The organism is Arthrobacter monumenti, assembly GCF_054511255.1.
Map to the genome: position 1 here is coordinate 166,304 of NZ_JBTNCY010000008.1, position 25,111 is coordinate 191,414.

Here is a 25,111-nt window from a genome sequence, read left to right on the forward strand (position 1 = left end):
GGACGCGCTGCTTGTGAAGGTTGTCACAGAATTGGCTGGCAAAATGCCGGAACCGGTATGCACGTAGGCCTAGAGTATGTATCATGCCTACCTCAAGCCCTGAACCCAAGCAGAAATCGTCCGGCCTTTCCGCTGCGATGCGGCCGGTCAACTCCGTCGTCGAACGCTACATCCCCAGTGCGCTGGTGTTCGCCGTCGTCCTCACCCTGGTGGTCGGAATACTGGCGCTGTTGCTGACCGACGCCGGTTTCGTCGACGTCGTTTCCAGCTGGGGCGACGGCCTGTCCGGCCTGCTGGCCTTCATGACACAGATGGCGCTGATCCTGCTGCTAGGGCATACGCTGGCCAACACCGGACCGGTCCGCAAATTGCTGGCGTTTCTCGGCGGTGTTCCCAAGACCCCGGTTCAGGCATACGTTTTCGTCTTCGTCGTGGCAGCCATCGCCTCGCTGATCACCTGGGGACTGGGACTCGTCGTGGGCGGCTTGCTGGCAAAGGAAGTTGCCGCGCAGGGCCGCGAAAAAGGCATGGCCCTGCACTTCCCAATGCTCGTCGCCGCCGGTTTCTCCGGCTTCGTTGTGTGGCATATGGGCTACTCCGGATCGGGGCCGCTGGTCGCCGCCACCCCGGATTCATTCATCTCCGAACAACTCGGCCGCACCATCCCGATTAGCGAGACGACCTTCACCTGGTGGAACATCACGGCCGCCATCGCCACCATCATCTTCGTGGCTCTGGCCCTTGCACTCGTCGCACCTCGGGCCGGCGACAAGATCATCGAACTCAAGGTCGATGCCCGTAACACCGACGACGTCGACGTCGAAGACGAAGTGGTCACTCCGGCGGACCGGGTCGACGCCAGCCGCGTCCTCACCATGATTGTCGGGCTCGCCCTGACAACCTATCTGGTCATCCATTACGTCCAAGGCGGCACGGCAACCCTTGACATCGTGAACTGGACCTTCATGGCGCTGATCTTCTTGCTCGTGCGCAACCCGTTCGAGCTCATCGGCTTGATCAAGAACGCCGCCTCCAACGTCGGTGAGATTCTGCTGCAGTTCCCCTTGTACGCGGGAATCATGGGAATCATGACGACGACGGGACTCATCGCCGTCTTCTCCGACTTCCTGGTTGGTATCGCCAATCCGGTCACCTTCGGCGTGCTGGCCCTCCTCTCAGCCGGTCTGGTGAACTTTTTCGTCCCTTCCGGCGGCGGACAGTTCGCCGTTCAGGCACCGATTATGCTCGACGCCGCCGACCGGCTGGGGGTCGATCCGTCGGTGGCCATCATGGCGGTGGCATACGGCGACCAGTGGACGAACATGATCCAGCCGTTCTGGGCGCTGCCGCTGCTGGCCATTGCCGGGCTGAAGATGCGCGACATCCTCGGCTACACGATGGTCACCCTAATCGCTTCGGGCATCGTCTTCGCGGGCATCCTGCTGATCGTGGGCGCGGGCGCCTAGGAACCGGCCAGGCCGCCTCAGACCAAATCCGGACTGCGCGGCCGCTCATCAGCAGCCGCATCCGCTGCCACGGCAAAGGCACTCAGGACCCCGGTTAATGCTGCAATCAGGAAAACGACCCAAGCCGCGGCTACCTCGAGCAGACCGCCGAGCAGCGCCGCGCCTGCCGCCTGACCCACGGCAAGCGCGATGAAGAGGGCCGCGGTGCCCGCCGCTGCCTGCTCCGGCACGCGGTGGGCGGCCCAGACGATCAGGATGCCGGTCAGCGCCACGTAGGTGCCGCCAAAGATTGCCCCCGCGGCAAACGCCGCCACCGGCTCCCCCGCCCAAAAACCAACCGCCGCCGTTGCACCCGCAAGCAGCGCCGACGTCGTCATCCAGCTGCGGCGTAGCCCAATCCGGTCCACCGCATCACCCGAAAATGCGCCGGCCACACCGGCGATGCCGACCAGGACCCAGAAAACCGTTGCCTGGGTTTGGGCCAATCCGCCCGATTCCACGACATGGCTGCGGCCGAAGGTCCACACCCCCGCACTGGCAGCCCCGGCGAGCGCGGCCGCCGCCATCGCGGTCCGCAGCGGAGCCAAGCCTGAGAACGTCAATTTGGCGGCAGCTCTTTCCACCCCATCCGCCCTGCCGGCCCTGACCGTCGCACCGGTCGCCGGGCGGTCGGTCAGCAGCGTCAGGGTGGTCGCCACGGCGGCAATGAGTGCGATCAGCCACCACGCCGTTCGCCAGTTTCCGCTGAGCAGGAGCGCCAACGGGCCGCCCACCGCCACGCCGATCCCGCTGCCGGCATTCACGACAGTCTGGATACGGTCGGCGGCGCGGAAAGGTACGTGGTGGGCCACGAGTGCGACCAGGCCAGGCGACGCGAAACCCGCCCCGGCACCGGCGATCAGGATGCCGGCTGCGAGCATGGCCGGAGATAATGCGGCGGCGACGACGGCGCTGCCCCCTGCCGCTGTGACCCCGGCCAAAAGAATGCTCCAGCGGGGCCGGTCAGCGAGGCGGAAGGCAACGACGGCGGCCAGACAGTAGGCGAGGAAGCTTCCGGAATAGATAACTCCGGCCAGGGACGGCGTCAGCTCGAATTCCGAACTGAAGGCCGGAACAAACAGGCCATAGCTGAAACGCGCGAGCCCATAAGTGGCACCAACCAGTGCGGTCCCGCTGGCAATCAGCGGCAATGCCTTCATGGCACCTCCGTCGCTAACCTTGGACGCCCGTGGATGAATGCGGCTCGCCCACTGGCTTGGATTCCGGTGAACCACGTTGGCGCAGATACACGGCCAGAACCGCCATGGACAAAACGGCCAGGAATTCCGATTGCCAATTCTGCAATGTCCGGCCCCAAAAATCGGGTGAACCCAAATATGTCAACCACGTCCCTGGGTCCTGGAGGTTGGCTAATTGCTGCTCGGCGTGGGCGATAAAGCCGGTGATGGACTGTGCCAGCCAGGAGAGCAGAAAAATCGACCCCATGACCACGACGAGTGAATTGGACAAGAGCGCTGTCCGCCAGCCGCCCGCTTTCGCCCAGGCCGGTGAATCTTCCTGAACGAACTTTCCAACTTTTTGGTTCTCATCGGATTCCAGCCCATGCCGGTCCACGGCCTTCGATTCCGGCGAACCCTTCTGCACGAACCAGACGGTGGCTGCGATCATCAGCGTGAACTGAAGAAACTCAGACTGCCAGTTCTCGGATACATCAACCCCGAATGACGACGACGTCACGTATTGCCAGAACCCGATCTCCTCCAGGCCGGAAGCGACTTGCTGTTCGTTAAAGAGCGCAACGCCGGTAAACGCCTGGCCGATCAGGGAGAGCACGAATAGAGTACCGAAAATCAGGAACAGCCCGTTGTCCCGCATCGTCCGTTTCACCGGGCTATCACCCCGATGAAAATCATGCAGGCGAGTCCTATAGTGATGGTTGCCAGGCAAAGAATAAATGGCCAGCGCATGTCAGCCTCCTTCCACAGCACAGTCGTAGGGGCGTTCGCCGCGGGAAGTGCAGCCGGCGGCAATGACCTTCCATTCCTGACCCGATAACGTCAGGAAAACCGTGTCTTGGCTGAGAACCACCTGGGCATTGCGCCCGTAGGCGCCGGACGATTCCACGCTGCCGGCCGGACCGATCGCAAGTTCCCGGAGCTTGGCGGCACACGTACCGACGTCGTCATCCTCCAGCGTTTCCAGTGTGGTGGCGGTGAGCATCCTGCAGGCGGCTCCATACTCAGAGTCGGCCAGATGTGCATGGAACACTTCGGCCGTCTTCTCCGCTTTTGCAGTGCCGGGATTGAAGGCGGAACAACCCGCCAAAGCCATCAGGGCGATAATCAAAACGACCCCACGGAACGCATATCGCAAAGTACGTCTCCTTATTTTCCCGCTCAACGCTACCCCCGGCAGGAAGTACTTCCAACGAAGCCGGGTTTTCCGGTCCGCCGTGCACTAATCCGGATTAGCATTATGCTGTGCGAGTCAACCACGGCATTGGTCACCTGAGACTGATATCCCAACGCATCGCCGCTCCAATGGAAGCCGGCGCTGCCGACGTCGTGCGGTGGATGACGGCGATGCAGGCCCAGGACTTCAATGGAGCCGTCACATCGGTGGCACTACGGTTCCATGACGGGAGGCGGGAGGCGGTCGTTGCCGCCCTCAACGCAGGGACCGTCGTCCGCTCCTGGCCGATGCGGGGCACGCTTCACTTTGTGCCGGCCGAGGATTTGGGATGGATGTTGAGGTCGACGGCGTCGCGGATCGTCGCAACGTCGGCCCGCCGACACGCTGAACTCGGCATCGACGACCGGCTCATCGCCGCTGCCCGGGACATCGCGGTGGCGAAGATGAGTGATGGAACGCCTCTCAGCCGGAATGACTTGATCGCGCTGTGGCGGCAGGCCGGCCTGTTGGAGATGAAGGAACGCGGTTACCACCTGATCGGGCATCTGGCGATGACCGGAGTGCTGTGTTTCGGCCCGGTCCAGAAGGGTGAACAACTGTTGGTTCTCATCGATACTTGGATTCCGCACCCGCGCCGGCTCGGGCCTGAGGAGGCGCTGGGCGAATTGGCTTTACGGTATTTCCGCAGCCACGGACCGGCGACCGTGAAAGATTTCAGCTGGTGGACCAAACTCCGGGCGGCGGACGCGAAAACCGCCGTCGCACTCGCCAGGCCGAACCTGGAAACCCGCTGGTACGACGGCGTTGAGTACCTGATGGATCCGGCAGCAGCGGCGTTACCGGGCGGCGAAGCGGATGAAACATCCGGGCTGTTCCTGCTGCCTGGTTTTGACGAATACTTGCTTGGTTACCAGGACCGGTCGGCTGCCCTAAGGCCCGACGAGGCCCAGCGAGTTGTCCCTGGTGGCAACGGCGTGTTCCGCCCAACCATCGTTCGCGACAGCCAGGTGCGTGGCACGTGGAAGCGCATCGGAAAGGGCGCCGCTCAAAGGATCGAACCGACGTCGTTCAATGGCAGATTTACCAAAGCGGAACTGCGCCTTATCGAACAACGGTTCACCACATTCGCCTGAGGGTCACTTGCTGACTCCGGGCGCGGGCGCGGGCTTCGGTCAGACCACCATACCGACGTTCAGCGGGGTCCTTTCAGCTGCCCGAGAAGTGCACCCAGATGCCGATGACCCAAACGCTCGCCGCCAGGCATGCCAATCCGCACTCCACCAGGATGCCGATGCCCGTCGCTTTCAAGGCGGCCCAACTGGAGGAAACGGCAGCCTGGAAATCACGCTGACGGATGAATTCCGCCAGCAGGAGACCCACAGCAAATCCGACGAACAACCCCACTACGGGGATCAGGAACAGCCCGGCGACGGCGAAGACCAGTGCCACGAGAATGGAACGGTTCGGAATTTTCCGCCGCTTGAGCCGGCGCCCCGTCAGTACCGCACTGGCAAGCATTCCGCTGGTCAGCAGCAGCGCCCCGGCACCGAAAACGATCCAGCCCGTCGTGCTCTGCACAGTCACCGCCCACACCAGGAGGGCGGCGGCGACCAGCAGTGATCCCGGCAGCACAGGAACGACGACGCCGATAACGCCGACCACAATCAATAACGCACATACGATGGCGATTACGACCGAAATGTCCACGGCGCTCCTTGTCCTGCCACGGGCTCTTCCGATAGAGCCTATCGGAGCGGGCGGCGGCTGCCGCCTTCGAAAACCGGACTTTGCAGCCATGTTGAATGACAGCCGGGTGGTTCCTGACAGTTTGCCTGCTGCCTCCGGCTCCGCCTAACCTCGGCACTATGGACGAAAACACGGCGCAGGACGCAGTCGAGAGCGCAGGGGTTGCCGCTTCGGGGATTTGGGATTTCCTTCTCGATAAACCCCTGCGTATCGCGATCATCATTGTCATCGGCATAGTGCTGAACCTGATCCTGCGGTTGATCATCCGCAGGGCCATGGACCACATTGCCAAAGGTGATGCCGCGAAGCTGGACAACGAGGTGGTACCCGCCGAAACGGGTCAGGCGCAGGAGACCAAGCATTGGCTCATTCAGGATTCGCCGTTAGCGAACGCCCGCAGGGCACAGCGCGCCAAGACTGTCGGCTCGGTGCTGCGGTCGCTGTCTACTATCGTCATCACCGTCCTAGTGGGCCTAACGGTCATGTCCGAGCTTGGCTTCGACATGGCACCGGTGCTGGCAAGCGCGGGTATCGTCGGTGTCGCGCTTGGTTTCGGCGCGCAGGCACTGGTCAAGGACTACCTTTCGGGGCTGTTCATGGTGGCCGAGGATCAATATGGGATTGGTGACTTTGTCGACCTGGGAGATGCCTCCGGCGAGGTCGAGAATGTCGGCCTGAGGATCACCCAGCTCCGCGATCTCGATGGGACGCTGTGGCACGTCCGCAATGGTGAGGTGCTGCGCGTGGGGAACTTCTCACAGGGCTGGGCACGCGCCGTCCTGGATATCCCGATTCCTTACGAATCCGACCTTGATCACGTCAGTGAGCTCATCCTTCAGGCAGCTAAAAAGATGCGGATGGACAGGCAATGGCGCCGTCTCATCCTGGATGAACCCGAAGTCTGGGGTGTCCAAGCACTCACCGGTGAATCTGTCACCATTCGTCTCGTGCTGCGGACCAAGCCCCTGGAGCAGTGGGGGGTTGCCCGTGAAATGCGCGCACGGCTGAAGTCCGAACTCGACGCCGCAGGACTGCAGATCCCGCTGATGAACCAGGCTGTCATCAAGGATGGCAACAACACTGTTTTCGCCGGGAGCGGCAGCCTGGACGGCAAAGACGGCGGTCAGCTTGGGCCGACGTCGTAACCGGAACGTGACAAGCGCCATATCAGGCAGACCATAAAGGAACGGTAACACGCCGGGCAGTTTGATCTCGGTTTTGCAACGATTATAAAAATGTCGTAGGGTTGCGTGAGATCCCGTTCGGGAGATGGGACTGCTGGGACTCACCTGGCAGTCGGAAATGCCCGGTGCTGCAGCATGCTATACGCCGCCAATGCAGTCATCGTTAAAGACCTCAATTTGTCAGGGGCAGGCGGCGTCGCGAGGAAATCCGGGGACGGATGGAGCGCAAGCAGCCCTTCGGAGCATCGCAACCCTCATGAAAAACACCACCTTCACCCGCACTGCACGCCGCGGCCTCGCCATTGCAGCCATGACCACCGCTGCTGCCGGCCTCACCGCGACCTCAGCCTCGGCCGCTTCCACTGCCACGTGGGATGCCCTCGCCCAGTGCGAAAGCGGCGGAAACTGGAGCATCAACACCGGAAACGGCTTCTCCGGCGGCCTGCAGTTCACTCCAAGCACCTGGTCCGCCTTCGGCGGCACCGGCGCTCCCCAGAACGCCAGCAAGGCTGAGCAGATCGCCGTCGCCGAGCGCGTCCAGAACACCCAGGGCTGGGGCGCATGGCCTGCATGTGCCGCCGAGCTCGGACTCTCCGGCGGTGGCGGCGCACCTGTCGCAACCGGCGGCGCTGCTGCCGAGAGCCAGGTCAGCACGCAGTCACAGGTTCAGGCACCCATCGAGCAGCCCGCTCCGGCACCTGCTCCCGCACCTGCCCCGGCTCCCGCACCTGCCCCAGCACCGGCTCCCGCGCCTGCACCGGCACCTGCTCCCGCCCCTGCGCCTGCTCCGGCACCTGCTCCCGCACCGGCACCTGCTGCTCCGGCCGCAGCCGTCAGCGGCGAGACCTACACCATCCAGTCCGGCGACACGCTCGCCAAGATCGCCGAGAAGCTGGGCGTCCAGGGCGGATGGCAGGCCCTGTACGAGGTCAACGCCGATACCCTCATCAGCGCCGATCTCATCTTCACCGGAGACGTTCTGCAGCTCCCGGCTCAGTAACACCTCCGTATCGCGCAAATGCGCTCCTTGCTGGCATTCTTTGCCGGCGCGGAGCGCATTTCGTGTTTAACTGACGGAGATGCTTCCGTGTGTTGGAATTGAGGCATGCGAACCGATTTCCGCCGCGATGACCTTTCCGCCCGCGAATTTTATGCCCTGCTGAACTCGGTGGTTGTGCCCCGTCCGATCGCATGGGTTTCATCCACCTCAGAAGCGGGCGTGGACAACCTGGCACCGCATTCGTTCTATACGGTCGCTTCCGTCAATCCGCCGATTATCCAATTCACCTCAGTCGGCGAGAAGGATTCGCTTCGGAACATTGAGGCTACAAGAGACTTTGTGGTCAATCTGACGCCGGAAAACCTTTTCGAACAGGTCAATGCCACCGGCACCAATTTCCCGCCGGACGTCAGCGAGTTCGACGCCGTTGGGCTCACCCGGGAGCCGGCCCTGACCGTTGCGGCCCCACGGGTAAAAGAATCTCCTGTTGCTCTTGAGTGCCGGCTGTATAAGACGCTGCCGATCGGTGACTGCACCGTGGTTTTCGGCGAGGTCCTGCACGCAGCAATCGCCACCGAGGTGCTGGACGGCCCGCATCCCAGAGTCGAGATGCTGCAACCACTTTCCCGCCTGGGCAAAGACCAGTGGGGCACCGCCGGCCATATCCGTGAGATCAAACGGATCCGCGCCGCGGACTGGCCGGGCCACTACGAGCGGTAGCGGATTTGCAGACGTGAACGCTCGTAGCGTTTGCCCCGGGAGTAGAACTCGCCATGCGAGTGGACAAATGGCGTGTCTGGGTGACGTTCTACTCCCCGCCCGAACGCCAACCGGTCAGTTCGGGTTGTCGGCGGTGAAGTGGATGCCATGGAATTGTTTGCGCCAGGCAGAGACCTCGGGGCCAACCTGTTCCGGATTGGTATCCGGATCCAGGCCACGGGCGATAAAGCCTGCCAGCTCCGGCATATCCGCCGGCCCCATGCCACGCCGGACGATTTCCGGCGTGCCGATACGCAGACCGTTCATATCCCCTTCAACCAGCGGCCCGGGCAATCCGATCCCGCAGGCCAGCAGATTGGCCTTCCGGAGCCGGTGCGCGACCTGCTGGCCGCCGCCATACGATGCCGCCGGTATTCCGAACTGGTGGGACGTCGTGCCTCCCCTGCCCGCTGCGAAGATTTCCACGCCCCGGTCGGCCAGTTCAGCAGCGAGGGACTGGGCAGTTTCGATCATCGCCCGTGCGTAGTCCGCTCCGGCAACTTTCCAATCGACCATGGTGACGGCGAGCGCAGCGGTCTTGCCGGCGTCGAAATTTGCGGTCAGTCCGGGAAAGGCGATGGAGTCAAGCCGCTGGGCGAGGTCGGCGTCGTCGGTGACAATCAGCCCACTGGGTGGACCGCCGAGGCTTTTGTAGGTGCTCATAGTCATCAAATGCGCACCCTCTGCCAAGGGTTGCGGCCACGCCTTTCCGGCGATCATTCCGCACAGATGCGCCGCGTCAAAGAGGACGTACCCATCGACTTCGTCGGCGATCCCGCGGATGGCGGAGATTGGGTGCGGGAACAGATTCAGGCTGCCGCCGACGGTGATCAGTTTCGGCCGGACTTCATGCGCCAGGGTCCGCAGGGCGTCGACGTCGATGGTGTAGCCGTTCGCATGAACCGGAGCGGGCACCGTGTTGAGACCGTACATTCCGGCCGCACCGGGTGCATGATGGGTGACATGTCCGCCGATATCGGCCGGTGGGGCAATGATCGTGTCTCCGGGTTGGCAGGTCGCCATGAAGGCGTAGAGATTCGCCAGGGCACCGGAGCCGACCCGGACTTCGGCATACCGGGCGGAAAAGACCTCTGCGGCGAGTTCGGCGGCAATGATCTCGATCCGCTCGATGGCCTCCAGACCCATCTCATACTTGTCGCCCGGATACCCCAGCGAGGGGCGGCCAAGCTGGGCCGAAAGCATCGCCTCCGCCCTCGGATTCATCACATTGGTGGCGGGATTCAGGTTGACCGCGTCGGCATCATGAATCGTGCGGTTCTGCTCGACCAGGCGGTCCAGCTCGCCGAGGACGCCGGCAGGGCTGTCCGCCGCGGTGGCTTCCGAGACGCGGCGCACGAGATCCTCACTTGGTGCGGGGACCCAGGAGCGGGCCGACAGTGCAGGGAACACGGAGACTCCTTTTACAGGAACGACGGCGGCGCGTGCAGAGACGCTGGAATCAGCACAGGCTGGTTCTATACTCAGTCTGAGACGGAAACCTTCCACCGTCTATTGATGATTTTTGCCAAGCTTGTGAAGGATCTGCGGATGATTGACCCGGAACGCCTCAGCCTGCTCCTCGAGTTCGACCGGCTCGGCACGCTGACACGTGTGGCCGAAGCCCGCTTCCTGTCCACCTCCGGTGTCAGCCAGCAACTCGCTGTCCTGGAGCGCGAGGCCGGGGTCCGCCTGCTCGAGCGCCATGGCCGGCGGGTGCGGCTGACCGAAGAGGGCGCACTGCTGGTGCGCCATGGGCACGGCATTCTTGCCTCCATCGAGGCGGCCGAAACCGACCTGCAGGCCAGCCGCACGAAAGTTGCGGGCACAATCCGGATCGGCGCATTCTCCAGCGGAGCGCGCGCCCTCCTCCCCCGGACCTGCAACGCGCTCGACGAACGATTTCCGGACCTGAATATCACCGTGAGTGAGAGTGAATCGCACGAGAGCCTGCGCCGCTTGGCGGTGGGAGATATCGACGTCGCCGTCGTCGACTCCTTCGCGGAGGAACCGTTGATCGATGAGAGCCTGGTCGGCGAACTGCTGATGAAGGACCGCCTGCTCGCCGTTTTGCCGCCGGGCCATCCCCGGGCAAAGGCGCGGTCGATCAGAATTGAGGAGCTCGCCGAAGACCCGTGGCTGCTGGAGGAATCGAAAACCTACCTCGGCGCCTTTGTGCAGCGCGCCTGCGTGGAAGCCGGTTTCCGTCCCTCTGTGGTTGCCCGCTTCCACAATGCCGACGTCGGACTCGCCTTTGTTGCCGCCGGCCGCGGGGTGACGGTGCTGCCGGAACTGGCCGTCACCGCCGTCGGACCGGATATTGTCACCGTGCCGCTGGCGCCAGCCACCCGGCGTCGGATCATCGCAGTCGTGAGAAGGACGAACCAGCGCCGACCGGGAGTTCAAGCCGTCGTCGCGGGGCTCAAGAGCACCAGCACCAGGTTGGGCCGCCAGGAACAGCGTGACGGCCATGAGACTGAACCGGGCATTCCGGCGCTGGGGAATCGGGTACGGGGCAATCCGTTACGGGGCAATCCGGCGCACGGCGAATAGCGCCAAGCTAAGCTGGCCAGTGAATCCAACCCGGGAGGTAAGTATGAGTTCTGTCGCCGTCTATGTTGGCTGTGCCGCGGGGAAGTCGATCGATACGTTTGAGCTCGACCTCGAAAAAGGGGTGCTGTCGGGCCATGGCCGGTTCCAGGCTGAGGACGAGGTCCAGTGGCTCGCGACCGGCCCCGACGGAAGCATGTTGTACGCCGCAGTCCGTTCGGATCCGCCGAGCGTAATCTCCCTTCAGGCCTCAGGTTCAACCTCGAGCTCAGCCTCAGGTTCAGGTTCAACCTCAGGCTCCAGACTCCACCAGGCCGGTACCGCACCGCTGGCCGCCTCAATGGCCTACCTGTCCCCCGACCACAGCGGCACCCATCTACTCGCGGCTTCCTATAACGATGACGTCGTGACGGTCAGCAGCATCGGCGACGGCGTGGCCACCGGCGCGCGGACTGCCCTGGTCATTCCCGGCAGGCACGCCCACACCGTGCTCCCCTCACCCGACAACAAGTACGTCTATGCCACAGCTCTCGGCGATGACCTGACCGCCTGGTGGGCCTTCGACCCCGCAACAGGAAAGCTGGACGACGGCGGCACGATCGCCTCCGAGCCGGGCAGCGGACCCCGGCATTTGCGCTTCTCCAACTCGGGCTACCACGTCTATGTGCTGCACGAGATGGCCGGGACCGTCACAGTTTTCGAACGCGACGCCGCCACGGGCTTGCTCACGGAGCGGCAGTCTGTGTCCTCCATCCCCGAACACCTGCAGCTGATCCCCGGGCGGGTCCGCGACGGATCGGTTCCCAAACCGGGCCCGGACGCAATTTGGTGCGCGGAGCTGCGGCTAACGCCGGATAACCGCTCCCTCTACACCACCGAACGGTCCAGCAGCACCATTACGGCATTTGGGGTCGACGGCGGCAGTGGCGAGCTCACCTACCTGGGCTCGTTCCCTACGGAAGCCCAGCCACGCGGCATGAATATCACTCCGGATGGCCAATACCTGCTGGCGTGTGGCGAAGTGTCCAGCCGGTTGTCCGTTTATCAGATCGACCAGCCCACGGGAGCACTGGCGTTCCTGGACAGCTACGAGTGCGCTGCCGGCCCGCGCTGCATCGAATTCAGCCCGGAATCAGCGTAACGATCAGCACCATCGGCAGGATAGACGACGCCGTCGTAATTAACGCAGCCTGGCGGGCAAGACCGGGTCCGCGGTTGTAGCGGATCGCCGCAATCAGAACGTTCTGGGCGGTGGGCAGGGCCGCAAACAAGGTGACGGCAAGCAACAGGATGCCTGAGAGCTGGAATACGAAGAAGGCAAGCACGAACGTCAGCGCCGGGTGGATGACGAGCTTCAGCACCGAAATCAGTGTGAGATCCACCCGTGGCGGCGGCGAAGTCATCCGCCATCCCGATGACAGCGAAAGGCCGAAGGCGATCAACGCTCCAGGCACCGCCATGCCGGCCACCAGCTCGATCGGTTGATAGATGAGGTCCGGGATAGTCATTCCCGTTCCGGAAGCGAGCATGCCCAGCCCGCTGCCGATGGTGATCGGGTTGTGCAGTGGCCGGAAGACGCGCTTCCACACCGGATCGGAGGCCTTTTGCGCGTCGAGGTCGAGAATGGCGTAGGCGGCGGGCGCCATCACCACAACCTGGAACAGCATTACCGGGGCCACGTAGGCGGCGTCGCCCAGGACGAAAACGGTGATGGGTATGCCGAGGTTTCCGGCGTTGACATACGAGGCGGCGAGCGCGCCAATCACCGTCTCACCGGTGCTGCGTTTCAAGGCGAACCGCGCGATGCCTGCGTAGAGAAGCGCGATCGCGGTGGTCGAAAGTGCCGTCACTGCCAACCCCGGAGAGATGACGGCATTGAGATCCGCCTCCGTCAGGGTGACGAACAGCAGGGCGGGCGTACCGGCCGAAAACACCAGCCGCGAGATTACCTGCTGCGCGTCGGTTCCGAGCACGTTGAACCGTCCAAGAACGAAGCCGACGGCGACCACGAGGGCGATAACGGCGAAGCCTTCGAGCACTCCCGCCACGTTCACCTCCCGCTATGTAGATACCTCCAGCCATCCAGTGGCCGTGGCGTACGCCGACTCGTCACCGTGGCGATATTGTCACCGTGGCGATATTACCGCCGTCGGACGTCCGGCACCCATCCGGGGAACCAAATAAGACGCCGTGACTCGGTTGCCGCCGCCGTGCTGACGGTAGGGCGTAACCTTCCAAGTGGTGACTGCCCAATCTAATGTGAAGGAGTTAGCAGACAATGCACAATGCCGACGACGGCGGGCCGGTAGTTGATCTGGTTCTCCTCCACGGCTGGGCCTGCCCGGCGGGTTACTGGAAACCACTGCAACGCGGGCTTGGGCAGTTGGGGCACTCCGCCGCCGCTCCTCCGCTTCCGGGTTACGGGGACGCGCCGTTGCCGGACGGATTCGAGTGGGGCGTCGGAACGGTTGCCGAGCTTCTCGCTGCGGAATTTGCCGCCCGCCGGCAGGCACCTGTTCATCTGGCGGGCCACTCCCTCGGCGGAAGCATCGCGGCCACGATCGCCGCACGGTATCCCGAACTCGTTGCTTCGGTGACGCTGCTCGGAATGGTGCCCACCGCGCCGTCGTCCGCATCTCGCGAACTGCTCACCCGTCTGTTCCTGAACGGTCCCATCCGCGAGGATGCGATCCAGTTCTGCCTCAACGCCTGGTATGGAAACTCTCCGACGGATGATGCCGCGATGACGCATGCACCCTTCGGGATCCGCCGGAACGTCCTCGACGCCAGCCTGCTCGCCGCGCTCGACGGGGTTGAACAGGACGTTCCCGGCCTGCTCACCGTACCGGTGCAGGTCATCATCGGCGCTGCGGACAAGACACGTCCGCTGGCCGAAGTGCAGGGATACGTCGACTCGCACGCCGGAACGGACCTTGCCGTCATACCGGGAGCCGGCCATATGGTGCATTGGGAAGCGCCGCAAACCTGCGCGGAGCGGATTCACGCCCTGATCACACCCTGAGATTCCCTGCTGATGGGAGCATTCATGCCCAGGCAGGGCGGGAATAACGCCGCGTGGCCGGCCGCTCTACAGGTGAACGCATCGTGGAGAGGAAAACATGCTGGAGGCGATCGTGATCGGCGCAGGCCAGGCCGGCCTGTCCGCCGCCTATCACCTGAAGCGCCTGGGACTGGTTCCGGAAGAGGACTTCATCGTCTTGGATTCCAATGACGGCCCCGGCGGCGCGTGGCGGCACCGCTGGCCCTCCCTGACCCTCGGCGCGGCGCACAACATTCACGATCTTCCCGGGATGCCGCTCGGCGAACCGGACCCGAACGAGCCTGCGTCCGCCGTCGTCTGCCGTTACTACCAAAAGTATGAGGGCGAATTCGAGCTTCCCGTGCACCGTCCGGTATCGGTTTCCAAGGTTGAGTCCGACGACGGCACAAGTGTCCGGTCCGACGACGGCACAAGCGGCGGGCCCAACGGCCCCAACAGCAGAGGCATCGATCGCGCCACCGATGCGCCTCTGACAGTCCACACCAACACCGGCACCTGGCAAACGCGGACCTTGATCAACGCCACCGGCACCTGGGACCGGCCGTACTGGCCGTACTATCCCGGCCGCGACCGCTTCCAAGGACGCCAGCTCCACACCCACGATTTCTGTTCCGCCGATGAATTCCGCGGCCAGCACGTCGTCGTAGTCGGGGCCGGCACGTCGGCCGTCCAGTTCCTGCTGCAGATTTCGAAAGCCGCCACCACCACCTGGGTCACCCGCCGGCCCCCGGACTTCACCGACCGTCCCTTCGACGCCGAGTGGGGCCGCGACGTCGAACGGCGCGTCCGCGAGCGCACCGCGGCCGGATTACCGCCATTGAGCGTTGTCGCCACGACGGGTCTGCCGCTGACTCCGGAGTATCAAAAGGGAATTGACGACGGCGTCCTCATCGCCCGTCGTATGTTCACCTCGATCACGGAGGACTCGGTGGTGTTCGACGACGGCACGGAGGTGAAGGCCGACGCCATTCTGTGGGCGACCGGTTTCCGCGCCTCGCTCGACCACCTCGCACCGCTGCATCTGCGCGAGTCCGGCGGAGGCATCAGAACCGACGGCGTGAAAGTCGCGAAGGATCCGCGGGTATTCCTGACCGGATACGGCGCTTCGGCCTCAACCCTGGGAGCAAACCGTGCCGGGCGGGCAGCCGCCACCGCAGTGATGGCGCAGCTTTACCCGTGGTCGATCCAGCAGGCCAGAACGGCTGAAGCAACCGCGTAGGCTGCATCGCTTGGTGTCGAGGTGCCGTTCACGCCCATCTTGCCGCTCAGTCCAGTGGCATCAACCTCGAGAGTTTTACCATCCGTGATGAAGGCAACCTTGCCGTCTCCGGTGGCGAAGCCGGGCCTGCCCAGGCCAAGCATTCCCTTGAACTCCTCGGGGCTCCCCAGACTCTCCCTCAACGACTCGTAGTAGGCCTTGCCCTTCTCAGCGTCGGTGGCATCATGCACCGTCAGCACCAAGGGTCCGCTTTCCAGGTCATAGGTACAGGTGAAAGTCGGCTGATCCCATGTCGATGACGGCACGGGGGCTTCCTTGAGGTCGAAGAAGCTGGTGATGCTCTTGACCACTTGGCCGTTGCACACCATCCGGGCGGCGTCCGATGGCTCGCGGACAGTCTGCTCGGTGGACTTCTTGGCGGACTCCTCGGTTCCGTGCCCGGCGGCCCCATGTTCGGCCCCGGACATTTCTGTTCCGTCGGCCATTGTATGGGTGTCTCCACCATGAGACTCGGACTCGGAGGAAGGTGCAGCCGCCGAGGACGACGCGGGCGAATCTTCAGGCGAAGCGGAGGTGGAAGCTGCGCAACCGGACAGCAATACCGACGCTATGGCGACAGCGCCCAGCCAACTCTTGTGTTTCATTCCGTATCTCCACTCCGACAATTGGTAGTCAATCTACTAGTCATTCGTCGGCAGCGGCAGGGCGGATGGGTCAGACAGCCAGGTTCCTCACCGGCGCCGATGCCGTCCACCTGCACGTGTTCGTCGTGGACTGATCCCGGATTACCCGTGCAGCCACGACGCAGCGCATCACAGTGCCTTGAGCTGCTCCGTCACGTCACTGACCGACTTCTTTGCATCCCCGAACAGCATCGTCGTTTGCGGTTCATAGAACAACCGGTTCTCGATCCCGGCAAACCCGGCATTCATCGAACGTTTCAGCACGATAACCGACTTTGCCGCGTCAACGTTGAGCACCGGCATTCTGTGGATCGGTGAGCTCGGGTCGGTGCGTGCCGCAGGGTTGGTGACGTCGTTGGCGCCGATGACCATGGCGACGTCGGTGCGGGCGAACTCGCCGTTGATGTCGTCCATATCTTTCATCGCGTCGTACGAAACGTCCGCCTCGGCGAGGAGCACGTTCATATGCCCGGGCATCCGTCCGGCAACGGGATGAATCGCGTACTTCACCTCAACGCCTTTGGACTCCAGCATCATGGCCATGTCCTTGACTGCAAGCTGCGCCTGGGCCACCGCGAGTCCATAGCCCGGAACCACGATGACCTGATTGGCGTAGGCAAGCTGAATGGCGACGTCAGCCGCGGAAGTGGCTCTGACCGTGCGTTCTCCGTCCGATTCCTGGGCTGCAACTGCTCCCCCGCCAAAGCCGCCCGCCACGATGGCAGCGATCGATCTGTTCATGGCCGTGGCCATGAGCTTGGTGAGAATTGTGCCGGAAGCACCCACAATCATGCCGGCCACCATCATCGCCACGTTGTTCAGGGCCAGACCGGCCGCCGCCGCGGAAATTCCAGTCAGCGCGTTGAGCAGCGAAATGACCACGGGCATGTCGGCGCCGCCGATAGGGAGCACGACCATCAGCCCGAGCACCGCGGAGATAATGAGGATCACCGGGAACCACCAGGGACTCACGCCGGTGGAGGCTGCTCCGATTCCGATGACGACGGCGACCACGACCGCCAGCAGCAGGATCAGGATATTCACCGGCTGCTGCAAGCGCCCCATGCTGATCGGCCGTCCCGGCAGGATGCCCTGCAGCTTGCCGAAGGCGACCACCGATCCCCAGAAGGATATCGAGCCAATGATCGAGGCTAAAAGGGAAGCGACGACGACGGGAACCACCAGGCCATCGGCCGACTCCAGGCCGCTGAAACCGTCACTCTCCAGGAATTCCCCCCATGCGATCAAGGCGACCGTTCCGCCTCCGACACCGTTGAAGAGGGCCACCAGCTGGGGTATGGCCGTCATTTTTGTGCGCAGCGCGGGCGGAATGCCCAGAGCCACGCCGATCACCAGACCTGCAATGATCAGGAACCAATTCGATGTGGCACGGATTTCGATCAGGGTTGCGACGACGGCGAGCGCCATGCCGGCCGCGGCGATTTTGTTGCCACGCACCGCCGTCCTGGGCTGGGTCAGCCCCATGAGACCGTAGATGAAGAGCCCGACGGCGATGATGTACAGACCGTAGACCAGCTGATCCATCAACGATCCTCCGCCTTGGTCGAACGGGCCGGCGTCTTCGCCTTGAACATGGACAGCATCCGGTCAGTCACAACGAATCCACCGACCACGTTCACGGTCCCGAAGACGATGGCGACGAAGCAGATGGCCTGCATTAGGAAACCTGGATCGTCCACCGTCCCAAGTATGATCAGAGCTCCCAGCAGCACAATGCCGTGAATCGCGTTGGTCCCCGACATCAGCGGTGTATGCAGCGTGTTGGGCACTTTCGAGATGACGGCGAAGCCGACGAATCCCGACAGCACCAGGATGGCCAGGTTGGCAAGGAAGAAGTCCATGGTCAGCTTTCGGTCGGGGTTGCCCTGGTGACACACGCTTTGGCGAGGATCTCGTCGTCGTAATCCGGTTCCAGCCGGCCGTCCTTCACCAGGAGATCGAGAAGCGATGTGAGGTTCTTGGAATACAGTTCGCTGGCATGTTCGGGCATCTCCGCGGGAAGGTTGAGCGGCGAGGCGATGGTCACATCGTTCTTGACCACGACCTGTCCCGGTTCCGTCAGCTCGCAGTTGCCTCCGGTCTCGCCCGCAAGGTCGATCACGACGCTTCCCGCTTTCATTCCCTTCACGGCGGCCGCAGTCACAAGCCGCGGGGCGGGCCGCCCGGGAACGAGCGCCGTCGTAATCACGACGTCGGATGCCGCGACCGCGTCCTGCAGCGCCTGCTGTTGCTGGGCGCGTTCGTCGTCGGTCAGTTCGCGGGCGTAACCGCCCTCGCCGGCAGCATCGATGCCGAGGTCCAGCCAGGTCGCGCCGACCGAGCGCACCTGATCGGAGACTTCGGGACGGACGTCGTACCCCGTCGGCCGGGCGCCGAGCCGCTTGGCTGTGGCGAGCGCCTGCAAACCTGCGACGCCGACACCGAGGACGAGGACACCGGCGGGACGGACTGTACCTGCCGCCGTCGTCAGCATGGGAAAGAAACGCGTGGACAGCGAGGCGGCCAGCAACGTCGCCCGGTATCCGGCCACGTTCGCCTGCGATGACAGCGCATCCATTACTTGTGCGCGCGAGATGCGTGGGATGGCCTCCACCGCGTAGGCCGTGACGCCCGCTTTCCGCAGTGCCGCGATGGGGTTGTCCGCATTCCGCGGAGCCAGGAAGCCGATCAGTGTCGCGCCCGGCGACAAGCGCCCGATCTCTGCCGGAGCCGGAGGAGCCACCTTCAGCACGACGTCGGCGGACCAGGCATCACCAAGTTCGGCCCCGGCATCGACGTAGAGTTCGTCGGGCATCAGGGCTCCGAGCCCCGCCCCCGGCTCCACAATCACCCGCAGGCCTTTCGACGCCAGTCCGGCGACAGCCTTGGGGACCAACGCAACGCGCCGTTCACCCACATTGGCCTCTTTGACGACCCCCACGCTCAGTCGCGGTTCCTCGCTCTGCATGCTTCGTTCCTTCTCACGATGTGGGAAACCGGCCTGCAGCCTTCGGCCGTCCCCCACTGTTTCCAACACCGATACGCTTGCAACGCATCCGCACTGTAGATTCACCGATCAGCATACAACGGTCTCACTGTCATCAGGCGTAAGCATTCGGCAGCCTCGCATTGTTCCGGTCACCGGCGAATGGCAGGGCAGAGCCGTCGACCGTGCTGGTGATCGTGGAGGAACGTGGCGCGGCTATGCCGGCAGGGAACTGAGATATTTCGCGAGCGCACCGGGGGCTGAGCGTGGTGCCTGGGCTTCGACGACGCTGTTGTAGTTGGTGTTCGTGTTCACGTCGTAGGTGAGCAGCCGTCCGTCGGTGGCTTCGATGAACTCGATCCCGCATACTTCCAGGCCGACCCGGCGGGTGAACTCCAGATACTTCTCCAGGACCGGGTGGTCGAAGTCCTCGCGCAGACTGAACAATTGCTGGTCCGGCTCCGGCTCGATCGTGGCACCCGGCGGCATGATCGGCCGACCGGTGGTGGGGTCGATCTCGCAGGCGTCTGCCGGGCAGAGCTGGAATCCGCCGCGGGCTGTGTCGGCCTTGATCGCGTAGATGAATTCGCCGCCGACAATTTCGGCACGGGTGATGAAGGGTTCGGCGGCCTGAACGAACTCCTGGATCAGCGTGATGCCATCCTGTGGTTCTTCGAACTCGTCGGAGCGGACATAGTCTTCCAGTTCCGCGAAGGATTCGAACTTGCGAACGCCGAGCCCTTTGCCGCCCTGATTGTGCTTGGTGATGAACGGCGTCGGAAACCCCTTGGCCGCCGTCAATATCTGGTCCCGCCCGATGGCGGCAACCGTATGCGGAGTATCAATCCCGGCCGCTCGGAGCGCCGTCAGCTGATCGACTTTGCTCATTTCCAGCTCGAGCACCCGCCGTCCGTTGACCGTGCGGCATCCGTGCGCCTCCAGCCACGCCAGCACCGCCCGGGTGTAGTCCTTGGACAGATTGTGATCCCGGGTGTGGGACGAGGCGCTGATCCGGGACCAGAAAATCCCCTCGGGCGGCGTCGAATCAAGATCAAGCGTGCCCTCGGTCAGCAGCCACTCCTCGAAGGCGAGTCCCTCCCGCTCGAATGCATGCGCAAAGGGTGGAAACCACTCCGGGTTCTCGTGCAGGGCGAAGATCTTGGGCTGTGCCTGGCTCATGGAGCGCCTTTCGTGGAATTTTCGGTCCTCTTGATGTAAGTCGGGCGGGTTCGTCAGTATTTCCGGTCGGATCAGGCACCATTCCGGATCTGGCGTCGTCCCGGAACTGGCGTCCCGCCCGCGCTACTGGTTCGGCTCGATGAAGATGTCGTTGCCCGGACCCATCGGTATCTCAAAGAAGTAGAACACCGTGAGCACGCCGACCCAGGAGAGCCAGAAGGGAATGACGAACGGCAGCATCCGCGCCATCACCGTGCCCAGCCCCGCGCTCGGTTCGTATTTCCGCAGCATGGCCAGCAGCACAATCATGTATGGGTTCAGCGGCGTGAGGACCTGGGTCGCGGAGTCGCCCACCCGGAAGGCGCCCTGGATGAACGCCGGTTCGTAGCCGAGCAAGGCGAAGAGCGGCACGAAGACGGCCGCCATCAACGTCCACATGGCCGAGCCGGAAATGATGAACAGGTTGAGCACCGAGGCGAGCAGGATGAACCCGATGATCGCCGCGTACCCGGTCAGGCCGATCGCCTCCAGACCGCTGGCCCCGGCGACGGCGATCCACTGGCCGATGCCGGACCAGTTGAACAGCGCGATGAACTGGCCAAGGATGAACGCCAGCACCAAAAACCCCGTCATGTCCTTCAGCGCCTGGCCCATTACCTTCGGGACATCACCGGCGGTGGCGATGCTTCCGACCAGTTTCCCGTATACCAACCCGGGGATGGTGAACATCGTGAAGACGACAAACACGATCGATCCCAGCAAGGGCGACTCGGGCAGGAAGCCACCGTTCCCGTTCCGCCAAGGTGAATCCGGCAGCAGCACCGTGACAATGATGACGACGGCGACGGCGGCACCTGACAACATGGCCCACTTCAGGGCACGCTTCTCAACCGGTTCGAGATGGGGACTGAGCGACTGATTGGACGCCTTGCCCGTTCCGCCTTCAACCTCACCGTCGTCGTCGGCAGTTTCATCCCGCGGGATCCCCTGCCGGTCCAGCCGTGGCTCCAGAATTTTGTCGATCACAAACCCTGCAATCACCATCAGCACCGCGGCGGAGACAAAGTTGAAGAAGTAGTTCGACAGCGGCGTCACCGGAGCTCCCGGATTCGGCAGACCCTCCGTGACCGCCGTCGTAATTCCCGCGAACAGAGCGTCCAGGCTGGTGACGAGCATTGTCGTCGAATATCCCGCGCCGGCAGCGGCGAACCCACCGAGCAGACCGGCCACCGGGTGTCTGCCGGCGGCCTTGAACACCAGCGCGGCCAGCGGCGGAATGACCACGAAGGCGGCGTCGGACATGATGGAACCGAGCACGCCCACGACGCCGACAGCGTAGGGCAATGCCCAGCGCGGCGCGGATCCGAAGGCCCGGCGGATCATCGCGGCCAGCATGCCGGATTTTTCCGCGACACCAACCGCCAGCAGGATGGGCAGCACGGTGGTCAATGGCGGGAAACCGAGGTAGTTCGGTCCCAGGTTCTGCGTAAACCAGGTCAGCCCTTCGCCGGTGAAGAATCCGCGGATCTCGGTGACTTCATCGCTGCCCGGAAGCCGTACCGAGACGTCTGCCCAGGCCATGGCAGTGGAGACAACAGCCGTAATGCTGAACAGAATGATGAACAGCATGAACGGGTCGGGCAGCTTATTGCCGACGCGTTCGACGCCGTTGAGGAACTTGTCCGTAATGCTGGTGCGTTCCGCGGTGGTCGAAGTCATAGACTCTTCCTCTTGCTCCGTAAATTGGGGTTTTGGAGGTGAATTAGGAGTGTCAGTCGAAGTAGCGCGGCACGTCGATCGCGCCGCCGTCGTCGTCAAATTCCTGCTGGACGCCGGCACGCAGCTGCTCGTCACAGAGCCAGTCGAGTGCGGTCAACGCCAGTCCGGCCGCGCCATCCAACGCGCCCGACTCCGCCGCCCGGCTGTTGGCTGCCGCCGCGAAATCCCTGGTATGCAGCGCCACATTCGGGTCGGCGATCCTGATTAGCGGGTGAATCCCGGGAATCCGGTAGCTGACGTTGCCGAAGTCGGTGGACGCAGCCAGCGTTTCGGAGACGACGCCGGCAGGCAGCGGCTTCCTGCCCCGGCGTTGCTGGGCCTTAACCCAGCGGCCGGTCAACGCCTGATTGGTGCGCACCGGCAGGGATGCGGGGTGCTCGTCCCATTCGAGTTCCACGCCGACTCCCGCCATCCGGGCTGCGCCTTCGACGACGTCGGTGACCCGCTGGCTCAGGTCTTTCAGCGTGTCCGGGTATTTGGAACGGACGTAGAACTTCATCACCGCTTGCTCCGGTATGACGCTCGGCCGCCTGCCGCCGTCGTCAATAATGGCGTGGACGCGGTCGACCGGAAGCATCTGCTGCCGCAGCAACCCCACGCCCTGATAGGCAAGGCTGGCGGCGTCGAGGGCGTTGCGGCCCATGAACGGCTGGGCTGAGGCATGGGCGGAAATGCCGGTGAAGGTGACCGTCAACAGGCGCCGGCCAAGCCAGACCTGTTCTGCCAGATCGTAGCCGTAGGGATGGACCATGATGGCGGCGTCCACCCCGTCGAAGGCACCATTGCGGGCCATCACCTCCTTGCCCGAATGCCCCTCCTCGGCGGGCGTGCCCAGCAGAACGACCCGGCCGGGAAAGGCGTCCGGGTCATCGCGCAAAGTCTTCGCCAAGGCCAGGAACGCGCCGACGCCGGTGGCGGCAATGACGTTGTGGCCGCAGGCATGTCCGACGTCGGGCAGCGCATCGTATTCGCTCAGAACGGCGATCGTGCCGCCGGGCCGGCTGCCGGAAACTTCGGCCCGGATCGCCGTGTCGACACCATGGGCGCCGGTCTCGGCTTCGATGCCGTGCTTGGAGAGCAAATCCGTCAACAATTGCGCGCTGTGGTGCTCCTGATAGGCGGTTTCCGGATTGGCATGAAGGACGTGGACGACGTCGTTGAGGTCGCCTTCCAGCGAGTCGACGGCAGACTCGACGACGCCGGCCAACTCCTTTGGTGCCCCGGCGTATGGCGACTCGACCGGCTTCACCATCTGCATCAAGCGCCGGGTCTCCGTCTCCAGATGATTCAGATAAGCCGGACTCGGGGTGGAGGGGAAACTCATACCGACAGCCTAAGCGCGGCAGCTTGGAGGGCTGAACCTCATGTGAAACGTACGTAACATTCGCGTGGCTTATCACCAGGGACATTCGCGCGGTTCAGCGTTGGGATGTTCGCCGGTTCAGTGCTCGCGACGCCTGCCGGCTCAGCGCTCGCGGAAGTTGGTGAACTCGCCGGTCGCGGCCGAAAAACTGCTGTCGACATTGCGGACCCGTCCGGGAGTATAGCCGGAACGGAGGGTGTCCAGCAGTGTTTCTGCAGCCTTGGCCGGGCCCTCGACAATCACAGTCACGCTTCCGTCCGGCTCATTAACCGCCGTGCCGGTTAGTCCGAGCTGCTCGGCCTGCCGCCGTACCCAGTACCGGAACCCGACGCCTTGAACTTCGCCGGTTACGGTCGCTGACATCCGGGTCTCAGTCATCAGTCCGGAATCCGATCAGTTTGTGGGTCCCATCGCAGTACGGCTTGATAATCGACGCACCGCAACGGCACAGCGCCACGGTTTTACGGTTCCGCGGCAACGGCTCCCCCGATGGCGTGACGATCTCGAAGTCGCCCCGGACCAGGAGGGGTCCATCCGGACAGGCAACGATCGACTGATCCGGTCTCTTCGCGGCAGTGGATTCACGTTCCACAGCGTCGACGGTATCTTCATCCTTCATGGAAAGCTCCCCTCAAACGGCGAACGACGACTGCGGTTGAAGGGACGACCGGCCTTCTTCCCAGGCGGCCATGATGTGTTCACCCAACCAGGTTTCGATGGCCAGCGCTGCGGCAGCGCCGAACAGGACGTCGTCCAGGAGCCCGGGCTCGGCTTCGACCAGACCGCCCGCCATGTCCCGGCCGGCAATCTGCTCATGTACGGCATCAGCCTCAACGTGCTCGTCGAAATACTCCGCGACGTCGTCGCCGAAACCGGCACGCCGCAGACCGTTCGCGTACATCCGGCTCGGCTGCGACGAAGTCATCTCGTAGGCGCTCAGGTGGCCGATAATGGCGCCACGCAGCCGCCGGTTCAGACCGAACAGGGACATCAGGTTCGCCGTCGCCAGCGTTATGGCTGGAACGTCGTCGACATAACCGCCGAATTCGGGATTGAGTCCTGCGCCGCGCATTGCCTGCGCGAAAAGTTCTGCGTGCACCCGGTCCGGCCGTCCGCCGCCATACTCATCGGCCTGGATCTCCACCAGGGCCGCTTTCGCCCGTCCCCTGAGGCGTGGAATTGCCCAAGTATGCGGATCGGCTTCGCGCAATTGGTAGATGGATTTATGGGTCAGGAATTCCTGCAGTTGCCCGGCCGATGCCTGCTTGGCCGCAAACCGGGGCATGCCGCCTCCGCCGTCGGGCGCCGTCAGTTTAAACAAAGCAGCTGCCACGTCACCACTGTTGGTTTGTGGACGTTGCGGAAGTTCGACGGCGGCGCGCATCTTCTGCTCGAAAGCTTGCTCAATCCGCCGCCGCGCGCCGATCAATCCGGGTGCCCATTCCCACGCATCGTCGACCCCATCGATTCCGCTGTAGTGCAGCTCGTAGAGGCAGAAAAGCGTGAGCTGCAGGTCGTCGTCGAACGCAATGTCCGGCGTACCCGACAAGGCCGTGAGTACAGGATCCTGCAGTTGCTCGCCCGCCCGCGGATCATCCGCTGATGCCGAACCCAATATGTCCAGGAGTGCCGTACTGACCGGCCCCCGTGCCAGTGGTTGCTTCATTATCGGCTCGTCCTTCCCGCACGCCAACAGCGGCCGTGTACTTGGAGATTCTGATTCATAA

Annotated in this window: 25 protein-coding genes; 9 read left to right on the top strand and 16 right to left on the bottom strand. The window is 63.5% G+C overall.

Annotation, left to right across the window (positions count from 1 at the left end; genetic code table 11):
* The first annotated feature begins 83 nt into the window (after positions 1–83).
* Positions 84–1,466 carry a short-chain fatty acid transporter gene (locus tag ACX80B_RS13780; protein ID WP_459297081.1) on the top strand — a complete coding sequence of 461 codons (1,383 nt, stop codon included), beginning with the start codon at positions 84–86 and terminating at the stop codon, positions 1,464–1,466.
* Between the two features lie 17 nt (positions 1,467–1,483).
* Here ACX80B_RS13780 and ACX80B_RS13785 read toward each other — a convergent pair whose 3' ends face one another.
* The 3 genes from ACX80B_RS13785 to ACX80B_RS13795 form a co-directional block, all read right to left on the bottom strand.
* Positions 1,484–2,665, bottom strand: coding sequence for an MFS transporter (locus tag ACX80B_RS13785; protein WP_459297082.1), 1,182 nt, complete (start codon positions 2,663–2,665; stop codon positions 1,484–1,486).
* A 13-nt stretch (positions 2,666–2,678) separates the two neighbouring features.
* Positions 2,679–3,353 carry a DUF6766 family protein gene (locus ACX80B_RS13790; protein ID WP_459297084.1) on the bottom strand — a complete coding sequence of 225 codons (675 nt, stop codon included), beginning with the start codon at positions 3,351–3,353 and terminating at the stop codon, positions 2,679–2,681.
* Between the two features lie 81 nt (positions 3,354–3,434).
* Positions 3,435–3,839, bottom strand: a complete 405-nt coding sequence (locus ACX80B_RS13795; RefSeq protein ID WP_459297086.1) for a hypothetical protein — start codon at positions 3,837–3,839, stop codon at positions 3,435–3,437.
* Between the two features lie 107 nt (positions 3,840–3,946).
* Between ACX80B_RS13795 and ACX80B_RS13800 the strand changes: the two genes are divergently transcribed.
* Entirely contained in the window at positions 3,947–5,011 is a 1,065-nt protein-coding gene (locus ACX80B_RS13800; RefSeq protein ID WP_459297088.1) for a winged helix DNA-binding domain-containing protein, read from the top strand.
* A 73-nt stretch (positions 5,012–5,084) separates the two neighbouring features.
* On the opposite strand, the gene ACX80B_RS13805 is transcribed toward ACX80B_RS13800, so the two are convergent.
* Positions 5,085–5,585 (bottom strand): DUF456 domain-containing protein, encoded by a 501-nt coding sequence (locus ACX80B_RS13805; RefSeq protein ID WP_459297090.1) that lies wholly within the window; start codon positions 5,583–5,585, stop codon positions 5,085–5,087.
* A 158-nt stretch (positions 5,586–5,743) separates the two neighbouring features.
* Between ACX80B_RS13805 and ACX80B_RS13810 the strand changes: the two genes are divergently transcribed.
* The 3 genes from ACX80B_RS13810 to ACX80B_RS13820 all read left to right on the top strand — a co-directional run bounded on the left by ACX80B_RS13810 (position 5,744) and on the right by ACX80B_RS13820 (position 8,528).
* A complete protein-coding gene (locus tag ACX80B_RS13810; protein ID WP_459297092.1) occupies positions 5,744–6,769 on the top strand; it encodes a mechanosensitive ion channel family protein in 1,026 nt (341 codons plus the stop codon).
* Between the two features lie 295 nt (positions 6,770–7,064).
* Entirely contained in the window at positions 7,065–7,808 is a 744-nt protein-coding gene (locus ACX80B_RS13815; RefSeq protein ID WP_459297094.1) for a transglycosylase family protein, read from the top strand.
* Positions 7,809–7,913: 105 nt separating this feature from the next.
* Positions 7,914–8,528 (top strand): flavin reductase family protein, encoded by a 615-nt coding sequence (locus tag ACX80B_RS13820; protein ID WP_459297096.1) that lies wholly within the window; start codon positions 7,914–7,916, stop codon positions 8,526–8,528.
* 114 nt (positions 8,529–8,642) lie between these two features.
* On the opposite strand, the gene ACX80B_RS13825 is transcribed toward ACX80B_RS13820, so the two are convergent.
* The gene (locus tag ACX80B_RS13825) at positions 8,643–9,977 is read right to left on the bottom strand and encodes an aminotransferase class I/II-fold pyridoxal phosphate-dependent enzyme (protein WP_459297098.1); all 1,335 of its coding nucleotides are present in this window, start codon (positions 9,975–9,977) and stop codon (positions 8,643–8,645) included.
* Between the two features lie 105 nt (positions 9,978–10,082).
* Here ACX80B_RS13825 and ACX80B_RS13830 point away from each other — a divergent pair, with 105 nt between their 5' ends.
* On the top strand, positions 10,083–11,117 hold the full coding sequence (locus tag ACX80B_RS13830; protein WP_459297100.1) for a LysR family transcriptional regulator: 1,035 nt from the start codon (positions 10,083–10,085) through the stop codon (positions 11,115–11,117).
* A gap of 43 nt (positions 11,118–11,160) precedes the next feature.
* Positions 11,161–12,255, top strand: coding sequence for a lactonase family protein (locus ACX80B_RS13835; protein ID WP_459297102.1), 1,095 nt, complete (start codon positions 11,161–11,163; stop codon positions 12,253–12,255).
* On the opposite strand, the gene ACX80B_RS13840 is transcribed toward ACX80B_RS13835, so the two are convergent.
* A complete protein-coding gene (locus ACX80B_RS13840; RefSeq protein ID WP_459297104.1) occupies positions 12,236–13,168 on the bottom strand; it encodes an AEC family transporter in 933 nt (310 codons plus the stop codon). The genes ACX80B_RS13835 and ACX80B_RS13840 overlap by 20 nt on opposite strands.
* Positions 13,169–13,392: 224 nt before the next feature.
* Between ACX80B_RS13840 and ACX80B_RS13845 the strand changes: the two genes are divergently transcribed.
* Both ACX80B_RS13845 and ACX80B_RS13850 read left to right on the top strand, forming a co-directional pair.
* Positions 13,393–14,136, top strand: a complete 744-nt coding sequence (locus ACX80B_RS13845; protein ID WP_459297106.1) for an alpha/beta fold hydrolase — start codon at positions 13,393–13,395, stop codon at positions 14,134–14,136.
* A gap of 97 nt (positions 14,137–14,233) precedes the next feature.
* Positions 14,234–15,394: an NAD(P)-binding domain-containing protein gene (locus ACX80B_RS13850; protein WP_459297108.1), complete on the top strand. Its 1,161-nt coding sequence runs from the start codon at positions 14,234–14,236 to the stop codon at positions 15,392–15,394.
* Here ACX80B_RS13850 and ACX80B_RS13855 read toward each other — a convergent pair.
* From ACX80B_RS13855 to ACX80B_RS13900, 10 genes are all read right to left on the bottom strand, one after another.
* A complete protein-coding gene (locus ACX80B_RS13855; protein WP_459297110.1) occupies positions 15,346–16,038 on the bottom strand; it encodes a hypothetical protein in 693 nt (230 codons plus the stop codon). The two genes, ACX80B_RS13850 and ACX80B_RS13855, sit on opposite strands and share 49 nt — an antisense overlap.
* 168 nt (positions 16,039–16,206) lie before the next feature.
* Complete coding sequence (locus tag ACX80B_RS13860; protein ID WP_459297112.1) at positions 16,207–17,622, bottom strand: NAD(P)(+) transhydrogenase (Re/Si-specific) subunit beta; 1,416 nt, start codon at positions 17,620–17,622, stop codon at positions 16,207–16,209.
* Positions 17,622–17,939, bottom strand: coding sequence for an NAD(P) transhydrogenase subunit alpha part 2 (locus tag ACX80B_RS13865; protein WP_459297114.1), 318 nt, complete (start codon positions 17,937–17,939; stop codon positions 17,622–17,624). The genes ACX80B_RS13860 and ACX80B_RS13865 overlap by 1 nt, the downstream gene beginning before the upstream one ends.
* A 2-nt stretch (positions 17,940–17,941) precedes the next feature.
* Positions 17,942–19,045, bottom strand: coding sequence for an NAD(P) transhydrogenase subunit alpha (locus ACX80B_RS13870; RefSeq protein ID WP_459297116.1), 1,104 nt, complete (start codon positions 19,043–19,045; stop codon positions 17,942–17,944).
* A gap of 234 nt (positions 19,046–19,279) precedes the next feature.
* Positions 19,280–20,242 (bottom strand): ATP-grasp domain-containing protein, encoded by a 963-nt coding sequence (locus ACX80B_RS13875; protein ID WP_459297118.1) that lies wholly within the window; start codon positions 20,240–20,242, stop codon positions 19,280–19,282.
* Between the two features lie 123 nt (positions 20,243–20,365).
* Complete coding sequence (locus tag ACX80B_RS13880; RefSeq protein WP_459297120.1) at positions 20,366–21,961, bottom strand: AbgT family transporter; 1,596 nt, start codon at positions 21,959–21,961, stop codon at positions 20,366–20,368.
* Positions 21,962–22,013: 52 nt separating this feature from the next.
* Positions 22,014–23,345, bottom strand: coding sequence for a M20 family metallopeptidase (locus ACX80B_RS13885; protein ID WP_459297122.1), 1,332 nt, complete (start codon positions 23,343–23,345; stop codon positions 22,014–22,016).
* Positions 23,346–23,486: 141 nt separating this feature from the next.
* On the bottom strand, positions 23,487–23,762 hold the full coding sequence (locus tag ACX80B_RS13890) for an acylphosphatase (RefSeq protein ID WP_459297124.1): 276 nt from the start codon (positions 23,760–23,762) through the stop codon (positions 23,487–23,489).
* Positions 23,755–24,003: a CDGSH iron-sulfur domain-containing protein gene (locus ACX80B_RS13895; RefSeq protein WP_459297126.1), complete on the bottom strand. Its 249-nt coding sequence runs from the start codon at positions 24,001–24,003 to the stop codon at positions 23,755–23,757. Before ACX80B_RS13895 ends, ACX80B_RS13890 begins: the two co-directional genes overlap by 8 nt.
* Before the next feature lie 12 nt (positions 24,004–24,015).
* Positions 24,016–25,050: an iron-containing redox enzyme family protein gene (locus tag ACX80B_RS13900; RefSeq protein WP_459297128.1), complete on the bottom strand. Its 1,035-nt coding sequence runs from the start codon at positions 25,048–25,050 to the stop codon at positions 24,016–24,018.
* Positions 25,051–25,111: the final 61 nt, after the last annotated feature.